At 28.5% G+C, this 23,612-nt stretch carries 26 protein-coding genes; 5 read left to right on the top strand and 21 right to left on the bottom strand.

Translation table 11 applies throughout. The annotated features are described in order from the left end of the window. Positions 1–19 precede the first annotated feature (19 nt). Genes ACZ5OA_RS02185 through surE form a run of 3 tightly spaced genes read right to left on the bottom strand, consistent with a single transcriptional unit; the run spans position 20 to position 2,491 of the window. A complete protein-coding gene (locus tag ACZ5OA_RS02185; protein WP_464907891.1) occupies positions 20–1,087 on the bottom strand; it encodes an NAD-dependent epimerase in 1,068 nt (355 codons plus the stop codon). Between the two features lie 47 nt (positions 1,088–1,134). Then, positions 1,135–1,722 (bottom strand): phosphoribosylanthranilate isomerase, encoded by a 588-nt coding sequence (locus ACZ5OA_RS02180; protein WP_464907890.1) that lies wholly within the window; start codon positions 1,720–1,722, stop codon positions 1,135–1,137. Beyond that, on the bottom strand, positions 1,712–2,491 hold the full coding sequence (surE, locus tag ACZ5OA_RS02175) for a 5'/3'-nucleotidase SurE (RefSeq protein WP_464907889.1): 780 nt from the start codon (positions 2,489–2,491) through the stop codon (positions 1,712–1,714). Before surE ends, ACZ5OA_RS02180 begins: the two co-directional genes overlap by 11 nt. A gap of 43 nt (positions 2,492–2,534) precedes the next feature. On the opposite strand from surE, the gene ACZ5OA_RS02170 reads away from it, so the two are divergent. Next, complete coding sequence (locus ACZ5OA_RS02170) at positions 2,535–3,158, top strand: tRNA threonylcarbamoyladenosine dehydratase (RefSeq protein WP_464907888.1); 624 nt, start codon at positions 2,535–2,537, stop codon at positions 3,156–3,158. 1 nt (position 3,159) lies between these two features. Here the strand turns inward: ACZ5OA_RS02170 and ACZ5OA_RS02165 are convergent, their stop codons facing one another. The 8 genes from ACZ5OA_RS02165 to ACZ5OA_RS02130 all read right to left on the bottom strand — a co-directional run bounded on the left by ACZ5OA_RS02165 (position 3,160) and on the right by ACZ5OA_RS02130 (position 9,031). Beyond that, on the bottom strand, positions 3,160–3,411 hold the full coding sequence (locus tag ACZ5OA_RS02165; protein ID WP_464907887.1) for a type II toxin-antitoxin system RelE family toxin: 252 nt from the start codon (positions 3,409–3,411) through the stop codon (positions 3,160–3,162). Next, positions 3,404–3,634 (bottom strand): ribbon-helix-helix protein, CopG family, encoded by a 231-nt coding sequence (locus tag ACZ5OA_RS02160; RefSeq protein WP_464907886.1) that lies wholly within the window; start codon positions 3,632–3,634, stop codon positions 3,404–3,406. The genes ACZ5OA_RS02165 and ACZ5OA_RS02160 overlap by 8 nt, the downstream gene beginning before the upstream one ends. Before the next feature lie 86 nt (positions 3,635–3,720). Next, the gene (locus tag ACZ5OA_RS02155; RefSeq protein WP_464907885.1) at positions 3,721–4,212 is read right to left on the bottom strand and encodes a PhnA domain-containing protein; all 492 of its coding nucleotides are present in this window, start codon (positions 4,210–4,212) and stop codon (positions 3,721–3,723) included. 26 nt (positions 4,213–4,238) lie between these two features. Continuing rightward, on the bottom strand, positions 4,239–5,813 hold the full coding sequence (gene dsbD / locus ACZ5OA_RS02150) for a protein-disulfide reductase DsbD (protein WP_464907884.1): 1,575 nt from the start codon (positions 5,811–5,813) through the stop codon (positions 4,239–4,241). After that, positions 5,810–6,223 (bottom strand): thioredoxin family protein, encoded by a 414-nt coding sequence (locus ACZ5OA_RS02145; protein ID WP_464907883.1) that lies wholly within the window; start codon positions 6,221–6,223, stop codon positions 5,810–5,812. Before ACZ5OA_RS02145 ends, dsbD begins: the two co-directional genes overlap by 4 nt. Further along, positions 6,220–6,684, bottom strand: coding sequence for a thioredoxin family protein (locus tag ACZ5OA_RS02140; RefSeq protein ID WP_464907882.1), 465 nt, complete (start codon positions 6,682–6,684; stop codon positions 6,220–6,222). Before ACZ5OA_RS02140 ends, ACZ5OA_RS02145 begins: the two co-directional genes overlap by 4 nt. 23 nt (positions 6,685–6,707) lie before the next feature. Beyond that, positions 6,708–7,616 (bottom strand): ferrochelatase, encoded by a 909-nt coding sequence (hemH, locus tag ACZ5OA_RS02135; RefSeq protein WP_464907881.1) that lies wholly within the window; start codon positions 7,614–7,616, stop codon positions 6,708–6,710. Then, the gene (locus ACZ5OA_RS02130) at positions 7,616–9,031 is read right to left on the bottom strand and encodes an aldehyde dehydrogenase family protein (RefSeq protein ID WP_464907880.1); all 1,416 of its coding nucleotides are present in this window, start codon (positions 9,029–9,031) and stop codon (positions 7,616–7,618) included. Before ACZ5OA_RS02130 ends, hemH begins: the two co-directional genes overlap by 1 nt. 90 nt (positions 9,032–9,121) lie before the next feature. Here ACZ5OA_RS02130 and ACZ5OA_RS02125 point away from each other — a divergent pair, with 90 nt between their 5' ends. From ACZ5OA_RS02125 to ACZ5OA_RS02110, 4 genes are read left to right on the top strand one after another with little or no spacing between them, the layout of a single operon-like run. Beyond that, positions 9,122–10,036, top strand: a complete 915-nt coding sequence (locus ACZ5OA_RS02125) for a branched-chain amino acid transaminase (RefSeq protein WP_464907879.1) — start codon at positions 9,122–9,124, stop codon at positions 10,034–10,036. An 8-nt stretch (positions 10,037–10,044) separates the two neighbouring features. Then, positions 10,045–11,109: a prohibitin family protein gene (locus tag ACZ5OA_RS02120; RefSeq protein WP_464907878.1), complete on the top strand. Its 1,065-nt coding sequence runs from the start codon at positions 10,045–10,047 to the stop codon at positions 11,107–11,109. Beyond that, on the top strand, positions 11,106–11,777 hold the full coding sequence (hisIE, locus tag ACZ5OA_RS02115; RefSeq protein WP_464907877.1) for a bifunctional phosphoribosyl-AMP cyclohydrolase/phosphoribosyl-ATP diphosphatase HisIE: 672 nt from the start codon (positions 11,106–11,108) through the stop codon (positions 11,775–11,777). Before ACZ5OA_RS02120 ends, hisIE begins: the two co-directional genes overlap by 4 nt. Next, entirely contained in the window at positions 11,777–12,325 is a 549-nt protein-coding gene (locus tag ACZ5OA_RS02110; RefSeq protein WP_464907876.1) for a DUF2393 family protein, read from the top strand. The genes hisIE and ACZ5OA_RS02110 overlap by 1 nt, the downstream gene beginning before the upstream one ends. A gap of 26 nt (positions 12,326–12,351) precedes the next feature. On the opposite strand, the gene hemN is transcribed toward ACZ5OA_RS02110, so the two are convergent. The 10 genes from hemN to ACZ5OA_RS02060 form a co-directional block, all read right to left on the bottom strand. Further along, a complete protein-coding gene (gene hemN, locus ACZ5OA_RS02105; protein WP_464907875.1) occupies positions 12,352–13,707 on the bottom strand; it encodes an oxygen-independent coproporphyrinogen III oxidase in 1,356 nt (451 codons plus the stop codon). Positions 13,708–13,710: 3 nt separating this feature from the next. Continuing rightward, positions 13,711–14,595: a hydroxymethylbilane synthase gene (gene hemC, locus ACZ5OA_RS02100; protein WP_464907874.1), complete on the bottom strand. Its 885-nt coding sequence runs from the start codon at positions 14,593–14,595 to the stop codon at positions 13,711–13,713. Next, positions 14,592–15,581: a porphobilinogen synthase gene (hemB, locus tag ACZ5OA_RS02095; protein WP_464907873.1), complete on the bottom strand. Its 990-nt coding sequence runs from the start codon at positions 15,579–15,581 to the stop codon at positions 14,592–14,594. The genes hemC and hemB overlap by 4 nt, the downstream gene beginning before the upstream one ends. Positions 15,582–15,751: 170 nt before the next feature. Beyond that, positions 15,752–16,777 carry a uroporphyrinogen decarboxylase gene (gene hemE, locus ACZ5OA_RS02090; protein ID WP_464907872.1) on the bottom strand — a complete coding sequence of 342 codons (1,026 nt, stop codon included), beginning with the start codon at positions 16,775–16,777 and terminating at the stop codon, positions 15,752–15,754. Then, positions 16,774–18,030, bottom strand: a complete 1,257-nt coding sequence (gene hemA / locus ACZ5OA_RS02085) for a glutamyl-tRNA reductase (RefSeq protein WP_464907871.1) — start codon at positions 18,028–18,030, stop codon at positions 16,774–16,776. Before hemA ends, hemE begins: the two co-directional genes overlap by 4 nt. Positions 18,031–18,033: 3 nt before the next feature. Beyond that, on the bottom strand, positions 18,034–20,415 hold the full coding sequence (locus ACZ5OA_RS02080) for a cytochrome c biogenesis protein (protein ID WP_464907870.1): 2,382 nt from the start codon (positions 20,413–20,415) through the stop codon (positions 18,034–18,036). Positions 20,416–20,509: 94 nt separating this feature from the next. Next, entirely contained in the window at positions 20,510–21,070 is a 561-nt protein-coding gene (locus tag ACZ5OA_RS02075; protein WP_464907869.1) for a cytochrome c3 family protein, read from the bottom strand. Between the two features lie 52 nt (positions 21,071–21,122). After that, positions 21,123–22,658, bottom strand: a complete 1,536-nt coding sequence (locus ACZ5OA_RS02070; protein WP_464907868.1) for a sensor histidine kinase — start codon at positions 22,656–22,658, stop codon at positions 21,123–21,125. Continuing rightward, positions 22,648–23,289 (bottom strand): response regulator transcription factor, encoded by a 642-nt coding sequence (locus ACZ5OA_RS02065; RefSeq protein WP_464907867.1) that lies wholly within the window; start codon positions 23,287–23,289, stop codon positions 22,648–22,650. Before ACZ5OA_RS02065 ends, ACZ5OA_RS02070 begins: the two co-directional genes overlap by 11 nt. Further along, complete coding sequence (locus ACZ5OA_RS02060; protein ID WP_464907866.1) at positions 23,290–23,526, bottom strand: c-type cytochrome; 237 nt, start codon at positions 23,524–23,526, stop codon at positions 23,290–23,292. Between the last annotated feature and the right edge of the window lie 86 nt (positions 23,527–23,612).

Raw genomic sequence — 23,612 nt, 5'->3', positions numbered from 1 at the left:
TTTCCTTTATTTTTTAAATTTATACACCAAAAAACTCTCTATACCAATCCACAAAATTAGAGATACCTTCTTCTATAGAAGTGTTTGGTTTATACCCTAAATCTTCTATCAAATCACTCACATCAGCGTAAGTGCTTGGAACATCCCCTGGTTGAATTGGAAGCATATTCTTTTTAGCAGTTTTTCCTATTTTCTTCTCAAGTGCAGTTATAAAGTCCATAAGTTTTATAGGTGCATTATTTCCTATGTTATATACTTTATAAGGTGCTGTGCTACTTGATGGATCAGGATTTTTCTTATCAAAGTTTTTATTTGGTTTAGCTGGATTGTCTATTACTCTCACAACCCCCTCAACTATATCATCAATATAAGTGAAATCTCTTTGCATTTTCCCATAATTAAATACGTCTATTGGTTTATCTTCAAAAATTGCTTTTGTAAACAGAAATAGAGCCATATCTGGTCTTCCCCATGGTCCATAAACTGTGAAAAATCTAAGTCCAGTAGTTGAGATCCCAAAAAGATGTGAATAAGTATGAGCCATAAGTTCATTACTTTTTTTAGTTGCTGCATATAATGAAACTGGGTGATTCACACTATCGTGAGTAGAAAAAGGTTGTTTTTCATTCATTCCATACACACTACTACTACTTGCATAACTTAAATTATTCACTCCAAAGTTTCTACACGCTTCTAAAAGATTTATAAATCCAACAATGTTACTATCTATATACGCCGTTGGATTAGTAAGAGAATACCTAACTCCCGCTTGCGCTGCTAAATTACAAACTGCATCAAATTTTTCAGTTTCAAATAATTTATCTAAATTTTCTTTATCTTCAAGATTTAATTTTATAAATTTATAATTTTCATTCTTTTTAGAAGTAATTAATTTATTATATTCAATATGTTCTCCATCTTCTTTCACATCTATAATCCCTGCTCTCTCTAATCTTCCATATTTTACTCTAATATCATAATAATCATTTATATTATCAAGTCCAACTACTTCATCCCCTCTTGCCACTAATCTCTGTGCTAAGTGACTTCCTATAAATCCCGCCGTTCCTGTTACTAATATTTTCATTTATATCCTTTTTCTCAAATTATTTTATAATTATACAATAATCTAAATTATCTTTTAGCTATTTTTATAAACTCTTGTACTTTCAATAAATCTTTTTTACCCTTCTCTTTTTCAACTCCGCTACTAACATCAACTGAGTAAAATCCTAAATTACTTACTTCTTTTAAATTTTCAGGATTAAGTCCACCAGCAAGAATAATCTTACTTTTATCAATACATTCAAACCACTCTAAATTAACTCTTTTACCACTTCCACCAAATTCCTCTACAAAAGCATCAATAATTCTATATTCATTTGGATATTTCCAAACATCCTCACGAGTTTTAGCACGAATTACTTTTATATGTTTAGTTTTGAGTTTTTCATAAAAATCTTTCTTAGCTTCAAAATGAATTTGAGCATAATCAGCGCCTATAAATTCACAAATCTCATCAATTTTTTCTGCTGTTTCATTTACAAAAAGTGCCACTTTAGTAATAAAAGGTGGAAGCATTGAGATGATTTCTTTTGCTTTTTCTGGTTCTATGTAACGAGGAGACTTCTCATAAAAAACAAAGCCTAATGCATCAGCCCCACTATCACTTGCAAACTTTGCATCTTCAAAATTTGTAATTCCACATATTTTAACTCTCATTTTTACCCCTCAACCACTCTTTCACATAAGGAATTTCTCCATAATCTGTCATATCCATTTTGATAGGAGTGATTGAAACAAATCCATCAGAAATAGCGCCTAAATCACTATTTTCTTCATATTCAAATTCAAGAGCAGGTAGTCCAATCCAGAAATATTCTCTACCTCTTGGGTCTTGATGACGAAAAGCTTCATTTGAATAAATTTTATATCCGAGTTTTGTAACTTTAATACCTTTTATTTCATCATTTGGAATATTCACATTCAAAAATTTTCTCTCATCTTTAAATGGGTCATTTTTCAATACTTTTTGCGTAATAGCTCGAACATATTTTTTTGTTTCTTCCCAATCTACAGCATCATCACTTTTATGATAAGATTTCAAAACTTGTGAAAAAGCTATACCACTAATTCCTTGCAAAACTGCTTCCATCACTGCCCCTGCAGTTCCTGAATAAGTAATGTCATCACCTAAATTTGCACCCTCATTTATACCACTTAAAACTAAATCAGGTTTAACGCTTGCAAAAATATCATTAAGCGCTAGATATACACAATCTGTAGGAGAGGCATCATCAATTTTATAAAAATCATCATCTACACTTTGTTTAAAAAGAGGCCTCAAAATCGTTAAACTATGCCCACAAGCAGATTTGTGAAGTGCAGGTGCCACTACATAAATCTCTCCCAAATCTTGTACTGCTTCAATTAATTTTCGAATTCCAACAGAATCAAATCCATCATCATTCGTAATTAGTATTTTTTTCAAAGTTACCCTTTTTTTGTTACAATTATACCAAAAAAGGTAGCTTATGCAGTTTGACAGATGCAAACAACTTTTTGATAATTTTGAAAATTTAACGAAATTAAAAGTATTAATTTGTGGAATTGGTGGAGTTGGTGGATATGCACTTGATTGTCTTTATCGAAGTGGAGTTCAAAACATAACTGCTGTGGATTTTGATACTTTTGAAATAACAAATCAAAATAGACAAATTGGAAGTGAATATTTAGGAAAGAAAAAAACTACTATTTTTAAAAAACTTTATCCTAAAATAGAAACAATAGATAGCAAAATAACTCCTGAATGGGTAGAAAATTTTGATTTTAGTGAATTTGATTTTGTAATAGATGCCATAGATGATATGGAGGCAAAAATTGCAATTATTAAAAAAACTTATCCCAAATTAATATCTTCAATGGGCGCCGCTAGAAGAATAAATCCTACAAAAATCCAAACAGCAGACATTTGGAAAACTACAATTGACCCATTTGCCAAAATTATAAGAGTTCGACTCAAAAAAGATGGATTTAGAGAACATTTTAAAACTGTATATTCAACAGAAATTCCACTTAAATGTGAAAAAGGTAGTTTCGTAGCAGTTACAGGAAGTTTTGGTATGACAATTTGTAGTGAAGTTATAAAAAATGCTTAAATTAGTAAACCTCTTTTCTATGGGCAACTCTGATGATGGATATAACTAAATAATCATTTTCTTTTAAATATATTATTCTATAATTTCCTGCTCTTTTTCTAAATTTACCTTTATGCTTACCTTTTAACTGTTTGTCATTTGTAAAATTACCATTTTTTAAATCTAAAATTTTTGTTGATATAATTTTTTGTGCATCTATATCTAATTTTAAAAATTCTTTTTCAGCATTTTTTTCAAATGCTATCTTATACATTAATCCCAGCTTTTTTAAAAACTTCTTCTAGTGGCACAAGTGTTGTTTTTCCAGCTTTTAAATTATCAATTCTTTTGTCTGCAACTATTTCATCTAATTTATCAAAGTATAATTCAATAGCTTTTTCCACAAGACTTGTTCTTGTTTTATCTAGTTCCTTAGCATATTCATCAAGAGTTTGTACGACATCTTTTTCTAATCTAATATTTATTGCTTTTTTCATAATATCAAAACCTTTTAGTCTAATTTGTATATACAATTGTATTACAAATTAAAGACTTTGTCAAGAAATTATGCGTTTGAAATATTTTACACTTTTTTCAAAAATTCAGTTTTTAAATAGATTGACCCTATTCCATCTACCCTGCAAGCTACATGCTCAGGCACATCACACATTCTAATATTTTTAACAGTTGTTCCTCTTTTTACAGTTTTTCCAGTTCCTTTTACTTCAAGGTCTTTAATAACTGTAACAGTATCTCCACTTACTAAAATATTCCCATTACTATCTTTTAATACTTCTTCTTCATATTCTGCCCAAGTTTGTTCTTCTGGTTCAAGATACATCATATCAAGTAAATCAGCTCTTCCAAGTTGTTTTAGAAGTCTATAACTTAAAACTTTTACAGCGCTATTTTCACTCCACATAGAATCATTTAAACAATTAAAATGCCCTTCATCCAAATTTCCTGATTCTATTTGAGATTTACAAGTTTGGCATAAATTAACTACTTCTTCTTTTGGTGCAACTTTATATTCTGTTACATTTACATCACTTCCACATAAATCACATACACTCATTTTTATCCTTTTTTTTCGGAATTATACTATCTTTTCAAAATTTTCAAAAACTCATCTTTTTTTCTATATCCGACAATTTTTTGTTTTAACTTTCCATTTTCAAAAATCAAAATTGTAGGAGGACCTGCTACTTCAAATTTTTTAGTAATCTCTTCTTTTGGGTTTGTGATATCTATTTGAATTAATTTATAATTTTTAAACTCTTGCAAAACTTTTTCATTTTGAAAAGTTGTATCTTCACACTCTTTACAAGCTACACACCATTTTGCAGTAAAATCAACTAAAACTTTTGGATTATTTTTAACTATTTTTTGTAATTCATTTAAATTATCCACTTTTTGCCAAAGTTCTTGTTTTTGAAGTTGGTATTGTGGAGGATTCATAACTTTAACAATCAAACTACTTCCAACTACCAACAAAATAAAAGCTATCGTTTTTAAAATTGTATCTTTATAATTTTCAATTTTGGTAAATGGACTCAAATATAATCCAACTCCAATCAATAAAATAGCCCATAAAATAGTGATTACATTTGCCGGTAAAACTCTATCTAAAAACCAAATAGCAATTCCAAGCATAATAACACCAAAAATTTTATTTACCGTTATCATCCAATTACCAACTTTTGGAATTAATTTATTTGCTCCAAGCCCCATAATTAAAAGAGGCACTCCCATTCCGATACTCATTATAAAAAGTGCCACTCCTCCTAAAAGAGCATTTCCAGTTTGTGAAATATAAATTAAAGCCCCAGCCAAAGGAGGTGCCACACAAGGACCTACAATTAATGCAGATAAAAATCCCATAATAGCAACACCTAAAAGACCACCTTTTTTACCAGCCTCATTACTTTTTTTAGTAAGTTTTGTCTGAATTGATGAAGGAAGTCCAATTTCAAAAAATCCAAACATACTAAGTGCTAACAAAACAAAAACTAAACTAAAAGAAACAATTATATAAGGATTTTGAAAAAGTGCTTGAATATTTCCGCCAAAAACTCCTGCTAAAACTCCTGCTATTGTATAAGTTACACTCATACTAAGCACATAAACCACTGAAACTAAAAAACTACTTCTATTGGCTGTTTTTACAAGAATACCTGAAAGAATAGGAATCATTGGAAAAATACAAGGAGTTAAACTAAGTAATATTCCAAAAATAAAAAAACTTACTAAAATTTTAAATAATGATGCATTTTTCAATAAATTAGTAACTCTATTTTCTTGACTTTCATTTTGTTTCTTTATAACAGTTTTACATTTATAAATTTTTGTTTGTGGTGCATAGCAAACTGTACTCCCACACCCACGATATTCAACTTTTACTTCACCACTTTTGGCTGGAATCAATATTTGAAATGTATTAAAATAAACATCATCTCCAAACATATCTTTGCTTGTTTTTGGCAATTTTAAATTAACTAATTTATTATTTACAAAAACTTTAAATTTATTTTTGTAAATATGCACACCTTTTGCCATTTTAAGTACAAATTCAATACCATTTTTTTGGGGTATAAAACTAGGCTCAAAAGCTTTATCAATAGGTAAAGGTTTAGCAAAAGCAAAAATTATAAAAAATAAAACTAAAATTTTTTTCATTTCAATCCTTTTTGTAAAAAATTTATAAAGTTTTCTTGATTATCCATCCAACTTCTTTGAATTCCCACTTGTTCATAGATTAATTTTCCGTTTTTAATAATTAATAGTGTAGGAGTGCTTCCTGCAAAATATTGACCAATTTCATTTGGAACCCTTTGTTCATCTACAATAAATAAAAGATTTACAAAATGTTTATTCATATATTTTGCTACTTTATCATTTGTGTAAATATTATTTGATATCCATTTACAAGGAGGACAATGACTAAGTGCAAAATCAACAAAAATAGGTTTATTTGTCTGTTTTGAAATCATTTTAGCTTGATCATAAGTCATAGCCCAATCAACTTTCCCGACCCAATAAAAAGCAAATGAATTAACAACTAATATAAAAATAATTATTTTTTTCATTTAAGGTTTTTTTGTAAAAAATTTATAAATTTTTTTGGACTAAATGTTTTTGGGTCAAAACCTGCAGAATCATAATTTTTTGATTTATTAAACCAACTTTTATTAAGTCCAACTTGTGTACCAATTAATTTTCCATTTTTATCCATCAATAAAAGTGTAGGAGCACTTCCTCCAAAATTTTCTGCTACCTCTAATGGTACTCTTTGTTTATCAATAATAAATATAACATTTACAAAATGTTTATTCATATATTTTGCAACTTTATCACTACTATAAGCAGTTTTTGCTATAAATTTACAAGGAGGACAATCACTAAGTGATAAATCAATAAAAATAAGTTTATTTGTTTGTTTTGCAATAAGTTTAGCTTGTTTATATGATGTAGTCCAATTAACTTTTCCAGCCCAATCAAAAGCAAATACATTAACAATCAACATAAAAACTATTAATAACTTTTTCATCTAAATCCTTTTTTTTGAAAGAATTATATCAAATTTTGCAAAAATTCCACAAATTCATCGTCATCATTTAGGCATTTTGCTACTCGATAATCATTAATTTCTAAACTTTTGGCAATATTTCTATATTGAATATCAAGTTCAAATTCCGTCTCAGAATTATCAATAGTAAAGGCAATTGGATAAATTATAACCTTTTTACCAACTTCTTTTAATTTGTCATCCAAATATGGCCGTAACCATTCAACCGGACCTAATCTTGATTGATATGCTAAATGAATATCTTTAAAATTTAAATTTTCATCTTTTAACATCTTTTTTAAAATTTCTACATTTTTTTCGATGTGCTTTTGATAAATATCACCTTTTTCAATTATTTTTTTAGGAAGTCCGTGAGCTGAAAAAACCAATTCAAATTCTTCTGGATTATCATCTTTTAAGCTCTCTTTTATCTTTTTGATAATTAATTTATTATATTTTTCATTCTCAAAATATGGCTCAATTACTTTTATTTTATCTTCTAAATTATATTTTTTAGCCTCATTCATCAAATCTTCTACAGATGATTTAGTTGTAGTTTGTGAATAATGTGGATATAAAGGAATTGCTATTATTTCATCATATTTAGTAAATTTTGGCACTATTTCTTTGGCAAAAGGTGGAGTGTATCTCATTATTTGATAAGTATCTTGATTTTTACTCATTTTTTCTACTAAATTAGCAGTATATTCAACAATTGGAGATTTTCCACCTAATAATTTATAATTATTTTTAGCTTCTTCTTTTCTATTTTTTGTAATATACCACGATAAAAACTTACGAATAAATAGAGGTGCTGGCAAAATATATTTATCTAAAAACATATTTTTCAAAAACACCTCAACCTCATCTAAATTCCTGGGCCCTCCCATATTGAGTAAAACAACAGCTTTCATTAACAAATCACTACAGATTTAATTTCTGTCATCTCTTCAAGTACATATTTAGGCCCCTCTTTTCCAATTCCACTAAGTTTATAGCCCCCATAAGGCTGAATATCAAATCTCAAAGTAGGAATGTCATTTATCACAACTCCTCCACACTCAAAATCTTCAATAGCACTCTTCATCAAATCAATTCTATTTGTAAAGATAGAAAATTGAAGACCATAAGGAGAATTATTCATCTTTTTAACTGCTTCTTCATACGAATTAACTTTTACCAAACTAACAATCTGGGCAAAAACCTCTTCACAAATTACATTCATATCATCCGTTACATCTTTTAAAATAGTTGGTACAAAAATATTACCCTCTTTTATCTCATTTCCACTAACTACTTTCGCACCTTCGCAAATCGCATTTTCTACCCAAGATTTTGCTCTTTTTACACTTTCTTCATTTATAAGTGGCCCCATAAAAATATCATCTTCAAATGGATTTCCTACTTTTAATTTTTTACTTTCATTTGCCAACTTATCAGCAAATTCATCATAAACTTTACTATCAACATAAATTCTTTGCAAACTTATACAAACTTGACCAGAATTTGCAAATGCACCAATCGCACATCTTTTAGCTGCTTTTTCTAAATCTGCACTTCGTTCAACAAAAGTTGCTGCATTTCCACCAAGTTCAAGTGCTACTTTTTTAATCCCAGCATTTTGAGTTATTATTTTTCCAACTGCCGCGCTTCCTGTAAATGATACAATTCTCGGAATTAAACTTGAAACTAAGGCTGATCCAACTTTGGCATCTCCATAAACTACACTTAAAGCATCTTTAGTTGCATATTCACTCTCTATAAAAAGTTTAGCAAATTCATAAGCCACCATTGGAGCTTCGGGAGTTGGTTTCAAAACAACACTATTTCCAGCCCCAAGGGCAGGAGCAATTTTGTGAGCAACTAAATTTAAAGGAAAATTAAAAGGAGTGATAGCTACTACAACCCCCGCTGGTACTCTTTTATAAAAGGCTTCTGTTTTAAATACACTTTGTGTAGCATCAGTACTAATTGTCTCTCCATTTAGATGAATTAATTCACTAGCAACTAGTTCAATATTTTCTATACATCGTTGTACTTCTGTTCTTGATTGAGAAATTGGTTTTGCTACCTCTTTTGTAATTAAATGGGCAAAATATTCACTTTTTTGCTTTAATTTATTTGCTACATCTCTAAGCCATTCTATTCTGTTTGAAAGCTTAGATTTTTTAGTCTCTTTAAATGCTTCTTTTGCAATTTGTAATGCTTTTTTAGCATCTTTTTCATCACATTTTACATATTGACTTACAATTTTTCCATCATAAGGAGAAATCACATTTACTAACTTTCCATCAAATTCAACACTACCTAAAAACTTTTTTGCTATCATAAACAGTTCCTTTTTACAAATAATTCCTATAATTATAATCAAATTCACTATTTTTTTGATAAAATAAGTAAAAAATTTAAGGAAAAGTATATGAACGAAGCAAAATATATCTGGATGAATGGAAAATTTGTAAATTGGGCTGATGCAAAAGTTCACGTTTTAACTCATACTTTACATTATGGAAATGGAGTTTTTGAAGGAACAAGAGCATATCAAACAGACAAAGGTTTAGCAATTTTTAGATTAGCAGACCATACAAAAAGATTACTAAACTCTGCAAAAATAGTAAAACTTGATGTGAAATATTCACAAAAAGAATTGGAAGTTGCTCAACTTGAACTTCTTAGAAAAAATGATTTCAAAGGAAATGTTTATTTAAGACCTTTAATCTATCTTGGATATGGAAAAATGGGACTTTATCATATAGGCGCACCTGTAGATACTGCAATTGCAGCTTGGGAATGGGGAGCTTATCTTGGAGATGAAGGGCTAGAAAAAGGAATTAGAGTAAAAATTTCTTCTCTTACAAGAAATCCTGTAACTGCTAATTTCGGAAAAGCAAAAGCAGCTGCAAACTATTTAAATTCTCAAATGGCAAAATTTGAAGCTATGGAAGCGGGATATGAAGAAGCTCTACTTCTTGATAGTGAAGGATTTGTAGCAGAAGGAAGTGGGGAATGTTTCTTCATCGTAAGAAATGGTAAATTAATCACTCCTCCAAATGATAATTCACTTGAATCAATCACACAAGCAACTGTTATAGAACTTGCAAAAGATTTAGGATTAGAAGTTGAGAGAAGAAGAATATCAAGAGATGAAGTTTACATCTCAGATGAAGCTTTCTTTACAGGAACAGCGGCGGAAATAACTCCAGTAAATGAAGTTGATGCAAGAATTATAGGAAATGGTGCAAGAGGTCCTATCACAGAAAAAATCCAATCTGCATATTTTGATGTAGTATATGGAAGAAATGAAAAATATACTAAATATTTATCTTATATTTAAGGAAAAACATGGCAACAAATTACAACGACTATTTTAAAAAAAACAACGATAATGATAACAATTCAAACAATACAGGTGGTGGTTTCACTCCTCCTGAATTACCAAACTTTCTAAATAAACCAATAGTATGGATAATAGCTATTTTAATAGTTTTAGCTATATTTGCAAAACCTTTTGTAGTTATAAATCAAGGTGAAGTTGGTATTCTTTCAACCACTGGTAAATTTGACCCCGAACCTCTTAATGCTGGAATGCACTTTTATATTCCAATATTTCAAAAAGTTTATGTAGTTGATACCAAAATTCATATTATAAACTACAAAAGAATAGCAGAAGCTGGAAGTATGAACGATACAAGAGGGGGGATAAAACTTTATCCTTCAATTAATGTATTAGATAGTAGAGGACTTCCTGTAACGATTGAGCTTACATTTGGTTATAGACTTAACCCAAAAACAGCAGCCCAAACAATAGCTACATATGGATTTAACTGGGAAGATAAAATCATAAATCCACTTGTTAGAGATGTTGTAAGAAACATCGTAGGAAGATTTCCTGCTGAAGATTTGCCAATAAAAAGAAATCAAATAGCAACTCTAATTAATTCAAAAATGCAAGAAAAACTTGACAAATTACAATCTAATCCTGTTATTTTAGAATCAGTGCAACTTAGACAAATTATTTTACCAAATAAAATAAAAGACCAAATTTTATCTGTTCAAGTAGCAAAACAACAAGCACAAAGAGTTCAATATGAAGTGCTAAAAGCTAAACAAGAAGCTCAAAAAAGAGCAGCACTTGCACAAGGTATGGCAGAAGCTAAAAAGATTCAAGCACAAGGGACAGCTCAAGCAATAACTATTCAAGCAAATGCTCAAGCAAAAGCAAATAAATTAATTTCAGAAAGTTTAACACCTAAATTACTTCAACTTAAACAAATTGAAGTTCAAGGTAAATTCAATGAAGCTCTTAAAGTTAATAAAAATGCTCAAATTTTCTTAACACCTGGTGGAGTAGTTCCAAACTTATGGATAAATGCAAAAGATAAACAAAAAGCAAGTGTTTCAAAATGAATAAAATAAAAATCGAATGGGAAAAAAGCGGTGGCTTGATTCCCGCTGTTATTCAAGACATCGAAACAAATGAAGTTTTGATGCTTGGATATATGAACAAAGAAGCACTTGAATTGACTCAAAAAACTGGATTTGTTCACTATTTCTCAAGAAGCAAACAAAGAATTTGGAAAAAAGGAGAAACAAGCGGTCATACACAAGAAGTTAAAGAATTATTAATTGACTGTGATAATGATACTTTTTTAATCAAAGTAAAACAAATTGGTGTTGCTTGTCATACAGGTAGAAAATCTTGCTTTTTTACAAACTTAGAAAAAGGTGAAATAGTAAGTGAAGTGGAAGAGGAGCCTAAATATAACTTTATGGATACTCTTTATCATACTTTACTTGAGCGAAAATCCGCAGATTATAAAAGTAGCTATGTAGCAAGTCTATATCATAAAGGTGAAAACACTATTCTTAAAAAAGTAGTAGAAGAAGCTGGTGAATTATGTTTTGCTGTAAAAGATGATGATAAAAATGAAATAATATATGAAGCAGCTGATTTATTATTTCATTCAATGGTTGCCTTAGCTTATAAAAACATACATCCTGAAGCCATTCTTAATGAGCTAAAAAGAAGAGAGGGTGTAAGTGGTATAGAAGAAAAAAATAGTAGGAAAAAATAATGCATTTAATGTATTTTTCAATATTAGACTGGTTAGCAGTAGGATTTTTTATAATACTTTTTATTGCTCTTAGTCTTCTATCATCTCAAGCAAAAAAATCAAGTATCGTATTAAGTGGTATTTTTGCTTCTTTTTTAGTTTCTACATTTGGTGGAGTTTTAACTATAGTAATACTAGAAAAATATACAAAACACGCATATTTATCAAAAGTTAACGAAAGACATATTCTTTTTAATGAAACAATGTTCATAAATGGATTTATCGTAAATAATGGAAAATTTCCATTAAATTATTGCAAGCTTGAAGTAAAACTCATAAATAATGACAGAAATAAATATTCGAAAGGAACTTTCTTTAAAAGTGGTGGATTTAATATTTTTGGTGGAAAAGATAAAAAACAACCCAAACCACAAGTAATAAATAAAACAAAATATTTTACTTTCAAACCATCTTTAAAACATAACTATTCCGAGCCTTTTAGTATTACTTTACAATATCCAGGATATTTTAGAAATACTCAAATTATTAAAAAACTTTATTGCCATTAAAAAATTAAGAAATTCTTTTGAATTTCTTAAACTGTTTTACTAAACGCTTTTTGATTTTGCATTTTTTTGAAATATTCATCAAAGGGTAAAACTATATTTCGAATAAGCATAGCTCCTGTTTTATTTACTTCAATTTTCTCGGGAGTAATAGTAACAAGATCTGCATCTACAAATTCTTGTAATTCTTCTACTTCATTTTTAAATTTTTCAAAAAAGTTGATATTAGTATCTTTTTCAAATCTTTTAATATCAAAAGAAAAGTTTGCCATCATTTCCATTATAATTCTTTTTCTTATTTTATCTTCTTCATTTAAAATAATTCCTCTAAAAGTAGCAAGATGCCCCGCGTCTATTGCTTTTTCATAGTTTTTAAGGTCTTTATAGTTTTGAATATAAGCATCTTCAGTTTCACCAATACTTGTAAGTCCTATTCCGATCAAATCAGCTCCACCTTTTGTAGTGTATCCTTGGAAATTTCTATGAAGTTCACCTCTTTGAAGTGCTTTGAAAAGCTCATCCGAAGGCTTAGCAAAATGATCCATTCCCACCATTTTATAACCATTGTTTTCAAAGAAATCTATTGTATATTTTAAAATTTTCAGTTTTTCACTTGGATGAGGCAGAGTTGTTTCATCGATTTTTCTCATTGATTTTTTCATCCATGGAACATGAGCATAATTAAACACAGCTAATCTATCAGGATTTAGAGTTAGAACTGTATCAAGTGTTTTTTTGAAAGTTTCTAAAGTTTGAAATGGAAGTCCATAAATCAAATCTATATTTATAGAGTTAATTCCATACTTTCTTGCCATATCAACTACATTTTTTGTAAGCTCGTAACTTTGAATTCTATTTACCGCTTTTTGAGTAGCTTCATTGAAATCTTGTACTCCAAAACTAATTCTATTTATTCCACCATCAACTAAAACTTTTAATTGTTCTTCACTCAAAAATCTTGGATCAATTTCTATAGAATTTTCTGCATCCTCAGCAAAATTAGGAAAATACTCTTTTATCATATCAAGCACTTCTTTTAACTGTTCTGCACTCAAAAATGTAGGAGTTCCCCCACCAAAATGAAGTTGAATTACTTTTCTATTTGTATCAAGATATTTTTTCAGTATTTCAAGTTCTTTTCTTAAATATTTTAAATATTTTACTTTTTTATCTTCTTTACTTGTATAAGTTACGCTACAACCACAAAAATAACAAGCACTTTTACAAAACGGTATATGAAAATAAAGACTTAAAGGCTTATCACTATTTTGATAAAAAGGGATGATTTCTTCAGGAGTTAAATCTTTGAACTCAACAGCTGTTGGATATGATGTGTATCTTGGAGCTGGTCTAGAATATTTAGCAAATTTTTCAAAATCTATCATTTCTTAATCCTTAAATTCTTGTGCAAACTTAATCCCTAATCCATCAAATTCATCACTTACTATCTCTTTTTTAACTAATTCACCATTAGCTTTTTCAAGAATTGCTTTTACTCGAATAGTTCCATCTTCTTGTATTTTTGCTTTAATTCCAACTGGTGCATGACAACCAAGTCCCAAATCTCTTACAAAATCTCTTTCAATTGTAGTACAAATTCTTGTAGCTTTATCATCAAGTTTAGAAACTAACTCAATAATTTCAGGATCTTTATTAGTTTCAATCCCTAATGCACCTTGTGCCATAGCTGGAATCATAATGTCTGTATCAATTGCAGTTGCATATTTTACACTATTTAATAAATCAAGTCTTTTAAGACCTGCTCTTGCTAAAATAATAACATCATATTGATTTTCTTTTAATTTTCTAATTCTTGTATCAACATTTCCTCTTAAATCTTTTATTACTAAATTTGGATTAAAAGCTTTAAGTTGCATAGCTCGTCTTACAGAACTTGTACCTACTACTGTTCCATCTGGTAAATCTGACAATGTTTCATATTTTTGACTAAGCAAAGTATCTCGAACATCTTCTCTTTTTGTAATTGCTGCAAGACAAAAATGTTTTTCATCAAATTCAACAGCAAAATCTTTAAGTGAATGGACTGCAATTTGGGCATTTCCATTTAATAGTTCATCTTCAACTTCTTTTATAAAAAGCCCCTTTCCACCAATATCAGCCAAAGGTTTATCTAAGATTTTATCACCTTTTGTGATTACAATTTTTAAGTGAATATCTAAATTTGGATTAATTTTCAAAAGTTCTTCTTTTATATGTTCACTTTGCCATAATGCTAATTTACTTCCCCTTGTAGCTATAACTATTTTTTTCATTTTATTCCTTTTACCAATTTTGCAAAATCTTTTGAGTGATATGAAATTATCATATCAGCCCCTGCTCTTTTGAATGAAACTAAAATTTCAACCATCATATCATTATAATCTACCCAACCATTTTGTGCAGCAGCTCGAACCATTGAGTATTCACCACTTACATTATAAACACAAAGAGGTAATTTTGTAGCATCTTTTACTTCTCGAATAATATCCATAAAACTTAAAGCTGGTTTTACCATTAACATATCTGCACCCTCATTCATATCATCAATACTTTCTCTTATAGCTTCATATCTATTTGCATAATCCATTTGATATGTTTTTCTATTTTTAGGAATGTATTCATTTTCGCTTGGCGCTGATTCTGCCGCGTCTCTAAATGGACCATAAAAACTACTTGCAAATTTTGTAGAATAAGCCATAATCGGGATATGTTTAAATCCATTATTATCAAGTGCATTTCTTAAAGTTGTAATAATATTATCCATCATTCCACTTGGAGCTATAACATCTGCACCTGCTTTGGCGTGAATAAGAGCTTGTTTTGCACTTATTTCAAGAGTTGCATCATTATCAACAGTTTTTAGTTTTGGATCTATAATTCCACAATGTCCATGGTCTGTATATTCACAAAAACATAAATCTGTAATAACTAAAATTTTATCTCCAAATCTTTCTTTAATTTTTCTTACACTTCTTGCAATTAATCCATTTTCATTAAGTGCGTCACTTCCACAACTATCTTTGAGTTTTGGAATACCGAAAAGTAAAACAGCTTTGATTCCTAATTCGATTAACTCTGCTACCTCATCAAGACAACTCTCTTCTCCAAATTGAAAAATTCCTGGCATTGAAGAAACTTCATTTTTCCCTTTCATACCCTCTTTTATAAACATAGGCATAATTAAATCATCAGTTGTAATATGTGTTTCTCGAACTAAATCTCTCATATTTCTTTTTAATCTTAATCTTCTAAAATCCATAATTTTCCTTTTATTAAATTTAAGGACTAACTTAAAACACTCAACAATAATACAAATTTTTCAACACTACAAAAAGCTAAAAAGTGTCAACGCAAGCGCCCTTCGGGTTTGAAGCACACTTTTTTTGACGCTTTTTTTCGTTCAAATTTACAGTTGTTTTGTTTATTTAGTCAGCTCCTTTTATTTGTAATTTCTTTTACCAAATCTACAAAATATTTTACATTCTCCCAAGGAGTATCAGGTAAAATTCCGTGTCCTAAATTAAAAATATGTTTTCTATTTTTCATTACTTTTGCAATATTTTGGACACCCTCTTTTGTAGCTTCTTTGCTATAAAGACGACACGGTTCCATATTTCCTTGAATTACTTTTTTATTATTTATGATATTGTTTGCATACTCAATAGGTGTATTCCAATCAACCCCAATTACATCAAAATTTCCTTCAACCATATCTTCAAGATAAAGTCCAGTCCCTTTACTAAATAGAATTATAGGAATATTTGGATACTCTTTTTTAATTGAATCAGATATTTCCAGCATATAATTCCAGCTAAATTCAAAAAACTTCTCTTTTTCGAGCGCTCCACCCCAACTATCAAAAACCATAACAGCATTTGCACCAGCTTTTATTTGATTTTTTAAATATTTAATAGTCTGAGCTGTATTCACTTTTAGAAGTGCGTGAAGAGTTTCATTATCAGAATATACCATTTTTTTTATTTTTGGATATTGCTTACTTCCTCTTCCTTCAACCATATAAGTAGCAATCGTCCAAGGACTTCCAGCAAAACCAATTAAAGCTTTATCATCAGCTAATTCTTCTCTAATTTTTTTCACACTTTCATAAACATATGTAAGCTTTTCACTTCCATTACCTAGTTTTTCAACATCACTAGCAGTAGAAATAGTTTCATCAAAAATAGGTCCAACTCCTGCTTCAAATCTCAAAGGAAGTCCCATTTCCATTGGTAAGTTCAAAATATCACTAAATAAAATTGCCGCGTCAACTCCAAATTTATCAACTGGCAGGATAGTCGCTTTACAAACAACATCAGGGTTTTTAGTCATACTTATAAAACTTCCAACCTCTTTTCTAAGAGCTCTATATTCAGGGATACATCTTCCTGCTTGTCTCATCATCCATACAGGAGTTCTTGGAGTCTCTTTTCCTAAACACGCATCTATAAAAATCATTTATTATCCTTTTTTACTATAAAATTATAATCACACTTATTAGAATCAAGTAAATTTTCATCTACTTTAAAAAGTTTTTTAATGCTTGTTAGTAAAACATCAATTTGAGGTTCATCTGCATTCTCTTTTAGAGTTATTGTCGGATTATGTAAAAATCTTTTAAAAGCAGTATGTAATATTTTCTCAACCTCTTTTTCATCATCTTTTTTTATAAAATGTTTTTTAATTGCATTATTTATAACATCCTTGCTAATTAATTCAGCTTTTGTTCTGAACATTTTAATAATAGGAGTCACTTCACTTTCTCTAAGAAATTTTAAATAGCTTTTAATCTCTTCTTCTATTATTTTATTAGCTTTTTGAAGTTCTTTTTCTCTTTGTTTGATGTTCTCATCACTAATATCTTTTAAATCATCAACTCTAAAAATATCGATATTTTCATTTTTAATATTACAAATATCACTTGGAATAGCTAAATCAAACCAATGTCTTTGAAATTCTTTATTTTCAATCATATTATTTATAATAATAGGCTCTTTACTTGAAGTAGCAGTAAAAAGAAGTCTATAATTATTAATAAATTTAGGTAGTTTATCAATAGAATGAACATCTACATTTACATTTTCTATCTCTTCTTTTAGAGATGCTGCATTTTCGTAAGTTCTATTAACCAAAATAATATTAACTCCAGCTTTTTCTAAATGTTTACAAATAATCCTACTTGTATCACCTGCACCCACTACAACTGCGCTATATCCACCTAAATCACCCAATACTTCTTTGGCTTTTTTAACTGCTATGCTTGCTACGGAAACTGGATTACTAGAAAGATTTGTTTCATTTCTAATTCTTTTAGCAGATTTAAAGCCATGATGCATAACACGAGATAAGTTTTTTTTCACAGCACCCTCTTCATATGCCTTCATAAAAGCTTCTTTATATTGACCCGTAATTTGTGTTTCACCTACAACCATGGAATCAATAGAAGATAAGACTTTGAAAATATGTCTTATTGCATCTATTCCCTCATAAATAAAAGCTCTATTTGCATCTATTCCTGTTAAGTGTTCAATTTTTGCAAGAAATGGATTTTTTACATTACTAAAAATGGCTAATTCTATCCTATTGCAAGTTACAACTATTATAACTTCTCCATATTTTTTAAATTCATTATAATAATTAACTAAAATTGACAACTTTCCTCTCGTCTCTACATCACTATTCTTATAATTAAAACTAATTATTCTATACATAAATTATTCCTTTTTATGTGTCATTGACATAATAAGTGTTGCTACTACAACTGCAGACCAAGCTCCTATTCCATCTTTTAAAACTACAAACCAAGCTGCATCACCTTGACCTCTTCCGTAAGCATGAAGACCTTGAGCTATATAAAAGTTTACTCCAAAATAAGTCATTAATATAAAAAAGAAACTTAAAAATGCTAAAAGTGAAAATATAAATTGTCCTCTCATTTTAGGAATAAATTTCGTATGAATAACAATTGCATAAGCAATAATACTAATCATTGACCAAGTTTCTTTTGGATCCCAAGACCAATATCTACCCCATGACTCATTTGCCCAAACACCACCTAAAAATGTTCCAACTGCTAACATAGCAAGACCAATGTAAAGTGATAAATAGATAATATTATTTATCTCTTTTATTTGGAAATCTAAATTAAATTTATTTTTAAATGCAAATAAAATTAAATTTAAAAACCCAAGCATTCCACCAACTGCTAAAAATCCATAACTTGATGTAATAACAGCAACATGAATTAATAACCAATATGATTTTAAAACCGGTACCATATTTGTGATTTGTGGGTCAATATTGTTTAAATGTGCAACCATCATAAACATACCTGCCATAAATAGTCCTGCACCAAGTGCCAACATACTTCTTTTGAAAAACATTAAAGAGGCAAATGCTGAACCCCATGCAATAAATATAATTGATTCATAAGCATCACTCCAAGGTGCATGCCCTGAAATATACCATCTAAGAAGCATATTTGATGTATGAACAAAAAGTGCTAACCAACCAAGAGTTATAAGTGTAATTTCAGTTTTTTTAAGTTTTTGTTTTTTGAATACTTCAAAGAATCCAATTAAAATAGCAATTAAACCTAAAATTGAATAAATACCAATAAGTGATGGAAATATTTGAAGATGATTATATTTTATTTCCATTTTTACTCTACCTTTTGAAGGAAGAATATCTGGAGTGTACATTTTTTGAATCTTATATATTTTTTCTTGAGCTTGTGTTACTTTATTCAAATCAAATACAGCGAGTCCTTTTGCTAAGTTTTTAAACACATTAAAATAGTATCTAGCTGTTATTGGATCCAATTTTTGAAGTTCAGATATGTTATACCATTTATTGTTATTTTGTTTTGAATTTGCTGTAGGAAACAATGCAAAAGCTTTCCCTGAATAAATCATGAAAGCCACATAAATTCTTTCATTAAGTTTTAGCCACTCTCTTTGTATTTGAGTTCTCTCGCTATCTGGAGTTTGCATAGCCAAATTAATTTGTTTCATATATTTAATTTGCCCCATATCATTGAAAAATTGATTATAAGTTGCATATTTTCCTTTTGCTCCAAGCTCTTTTCTAACACTTGGCATTCCAACATAAATCATAGGAAATTTTTCAAATATTTCAGGATGAGATATCATTCCAACTACTATTTGATTATAATTCATTCCATCTAATTTTGCTGTTTTAGATATTTTATGAATAAAATCTACATTTAGACTATCAAGCGGTTTAATTCTTCCATTATATTGAACTAAAATTTTAGCAAATTCACTTGATACTGCTTTTGATTGCCCAGCATATTTATCAATTGTCATAGCATTTAAATTTACTTGTGATAAACCAACCAAAAGTAAAATAGCAAAAAGCCCACTTTCTTTTAATTTTCTTGCTGTTTTACTAAATGTACTTTTTTTATAAAAAATAGTAAATAAAAATCCTAAAGCTAGCATTAAATAACCTAAATATGTAACATCCATTCCTGGGTCTTTTCCCACTAGAAAAATACTTCCTTTCTCATCTGGGTCATAAGCCATTTGATAAATTCTAAATCCTTTATACTTTAAAATATGATTCATATAAATATGATATTTAAACTTTTTATTTCCATCTATAACAGTTACAAAACTATCATAACTACTTGCCTGCTCGGTTCCTGGATATTTATGCATAACAAACTTATCAAGTTTTATTTTAAATTTCATATCAAGAACACCAACATCAGCTGGATTTGCCTTATTTTGAAGCATAACAACACTACTTGTTTCACCATTTCTAAGGTGCAAAACCCCACTTTTCCCAAAATATCTCGTAATTCCTGCACCTAATAAAATAACAATTAATGACATATGCAAGAAAAATATAGGAAGTTTTTTATAAGTTTTATATTTATACATAACTCCAGATAAATTAATAACTAAAAGCCACATAATAGCTTCAAACCAGCCTCTACCATACACATAAAGCCATGCATCGCTATCACTTGCAAAACCAAGTGTTGCATAAATTTGCGCTATCATAAAAATAAGAGCTAAAATAACCGTTGTTTGTAATGAAAAAAACATACTAAGAAGTCTTTGAAACATATAATTCCTTTTAATTTTAATTTAGAAATTATATCACAAGATTAGTTAAAAAACATTGATAAGTATCAATATTCAGGGGAAAAAGAAAAAAGTGTTACTTTTCTTCTTTTTGTTTTTTAAGAGCATCAACAAGTCCTGGATGAGCAAAGTTTGGCGTATTAATATCATTATGACATCTTACACAACTAACATTTTTTCCAGCTTTTTTCTCTTTCCAATATTCGCTGTGAGCAAATCTACTTGCATCACTCATTCCATAAGCAGTTTTTGGATCTTCTACTTTTGCATGACATTTTAAACATCCACTATCATAAGTATAATGTTCCATTTCGTGAATATTTTCTTTGAAATCAACTTTTTTAATAATTCCAACTTCTGCAAGTACATCTTTTGTTCCTGAAATCCCTTTTGCAACTAGATACCCAGCTAAACTTTCATGAGGTAAATGGCAATCAGTACAATGTTCTGCTTTAAAACCATGTGGATTATTTCCTCCATGAACACTAATTTCAAAACTTTTCCCCATTGGTTTCATTGTATGACAACTTGTACAAAATTTATCCTGTCCTGTCACATCTACCATCACTGCAGTAGCATAAGCTATACCCAATCCTACAACGGCACCTCCAATCCATGCCCATACTTTTTTACTCATTATAAAATCCTTTAATTGAAATATATGAAATATTATATAAAAAGAGTGTCTTTTAAGTGCTTTTTGGGAATATTATCTTAAAAATAGCTCCTATTTTAGAATTTTCAACTAAAAGCTTTGCTTCAAAATGTTTTGTTATAATAATTTTACTCATATAAAGCCCTATTCCTGTTCCTTGTGACTGAAATTTTGTTGTAAAATATGGCTCAAAAATTTTATCTTTTATTTTTTCATCTATCCCACCACCATTATCCTCTATAGAAATTAAATTTTTATCTAAAGCAATTATCATCTCTTTATTTAAAACATGTCTCTCATTTAAAACATCAATTGCGTTATTTAAAATATTTAAAATCACTTGTGAAAACTCTGTTTTATATCCATAAATTTCTATACGATTATTATAATTTTTTACTATTTTTATATTTTTTAATCTTCCTTCTATAAGTTTCAAAGCATCCTCTATCACATCTCTTACATAAAATTTTTGCTTTTTTTTATCTTTTTTAAAAAATCCTGTAAAATCATCTATTGTATTTGACATATAATTTATCTGCTCATTCACTTTTTTTTGAAAATTTTCCATATATTCATCATCTACTTTTTTAAATTCATAAGCTCTACTTAAATTTTGCACTAAAAGTGAAATTCTTGTAATTGGATGTCTCCATTGATGTGCAATATTTCCAAGCATTTCTCCTAGAGATGCTAATTTGCTTTGATGCATTAACATTTGTTCTTTTTCTCTATTTTTTTCTATCTCTTCATTCACTTTTTCATCTAATAATTTATAAAATTCATACAATGGTTTCGAAAAAAAGAAACCAAAAGGAACAGCCAACAACAAAGAAACTAAAAGCATTGTGATTGATAAATTTCTTGCTATAAGTTTTTGTTTATTTAAAAACTTTTTATTTTGCATAAAAATAAGTTTATATTTTCCGATTTTATCTACATAAATATCATTTGTTATAAATTTTTTATCTTCTTTTATCATTTTTTGGGCTATATCTGAAGAAAACATATCAAAAAATGTTTTTGACTTTATAAAATTGCTATATAAAATTTTCCCATTTTTATTTATAAGTAAAATTCTAAATTTATCATTTGGTAAAGAATTTAAAAATCCTTTTAAAGATGTTTGAATGATAAGTGAATTATTATTCTCTGTAGTTACTTTAGTAAGCAAAGAAAGTTTATCTTTATCTATAAATTTTCCATAATTACAATAAATTTTTTTATCTTTTTTACAAAAAAAATTAAAATTACTGTTTTTATAAACTATACTTTTAAAATCATCATTTGAAATTAGTAAAGTTTTGAAAATAATAGATAATATTTCACTATTTGGAGTAAAATTTTTTAAAATAGTTCCATCTGTAACTGCTTCAAGGGCATTACGAGATAATAATTCTTTTTGATAAAAATTATATTCTATATTTTTACTTGATAATAATACATTTGATTTAAATTCATTTTGTGAAAACTTTGTGAAATAAAACATCCCTACACTAATAATAATTAAAATTATGAAAAAAGCAAATAAAGCAAATGCAAAAGTAATTTCTAATCTATAATTATTTTTCAATCTTATATCCACTACCTCTAACATTTTTGATGAAGTTTATTTCAAGTTTTGAGCGAAGTTTTTTTACTTGAGTTCTTAATGTATTATCACAAACTGCTTTATCTTCCCAAATATAATCTTTTATAGTTTCAGTATCTACAATTTGCCCCATATTTTGGAAAAGTAATTCCAAAATATATTTTTCATTATTTGTAAGCTCTACTTCTTTATCTTTATAAAAAAGTTTTAATTTTTTTAAATCAAATTTATAATCATCATTTACTTCTATATAATTAGTTTTTTTAAAAAGAAGCTTTTTCATACGAAGTTCAAGCTCTTTAAGCTCAAAAGGTTTTTTAATATAATCAGCAGCTCCAAGATTAAAAGCATCTTCTAAATGTTCTACATCAGAATAAGCCGTTATGAAAATTACAGGCACATCTGCATATCTTTTAAGCTCTTTATATAATTCAAATCCATTCATCCCTTCCATATTAACATCAAACAAAAATATGTCATAATGAGAAGGGTAAATATTTTCTAAAGCTTTTTTAGGATTAGAAAAATAATCTACCTTATTACCTGAAATTTCAAAATAATCTTTTATAGATTCCCCTATAAATTTATCATCTTCAACAATAAGTATTTTCACTTATTTTTTTCCAAATTCTTTAGCTACAGATTTGATTTCTTTATCACTCATAGCCTTTGCCATACCTGGCATTGTCATTCCTGCTTTTTTACCACTTTTAAAATCCATCATCATTTTAGTAATTTGTGCTGGTGTAAATTTATCTAATTTAACTTGATAACCTCCATTATGACACATTGTACAATTTGCTGCAAATAATCCTGATATAACTAAAGCAAATAAAATTAATTTTTTCATTTTTAAGCCTTTTTTTGAAAGAATTATAACAAATTTTGTTTAAAAAATATATTTTGGCACTTTTAAAACACTCTTTTATTTTATAA

The sequence above is a fragment of the Thioreductor micantisoli genome, assembly GCF_055392745.1.
This window is presented reverse-complemented; position numbering and strand designations above follow the sequence as displayed.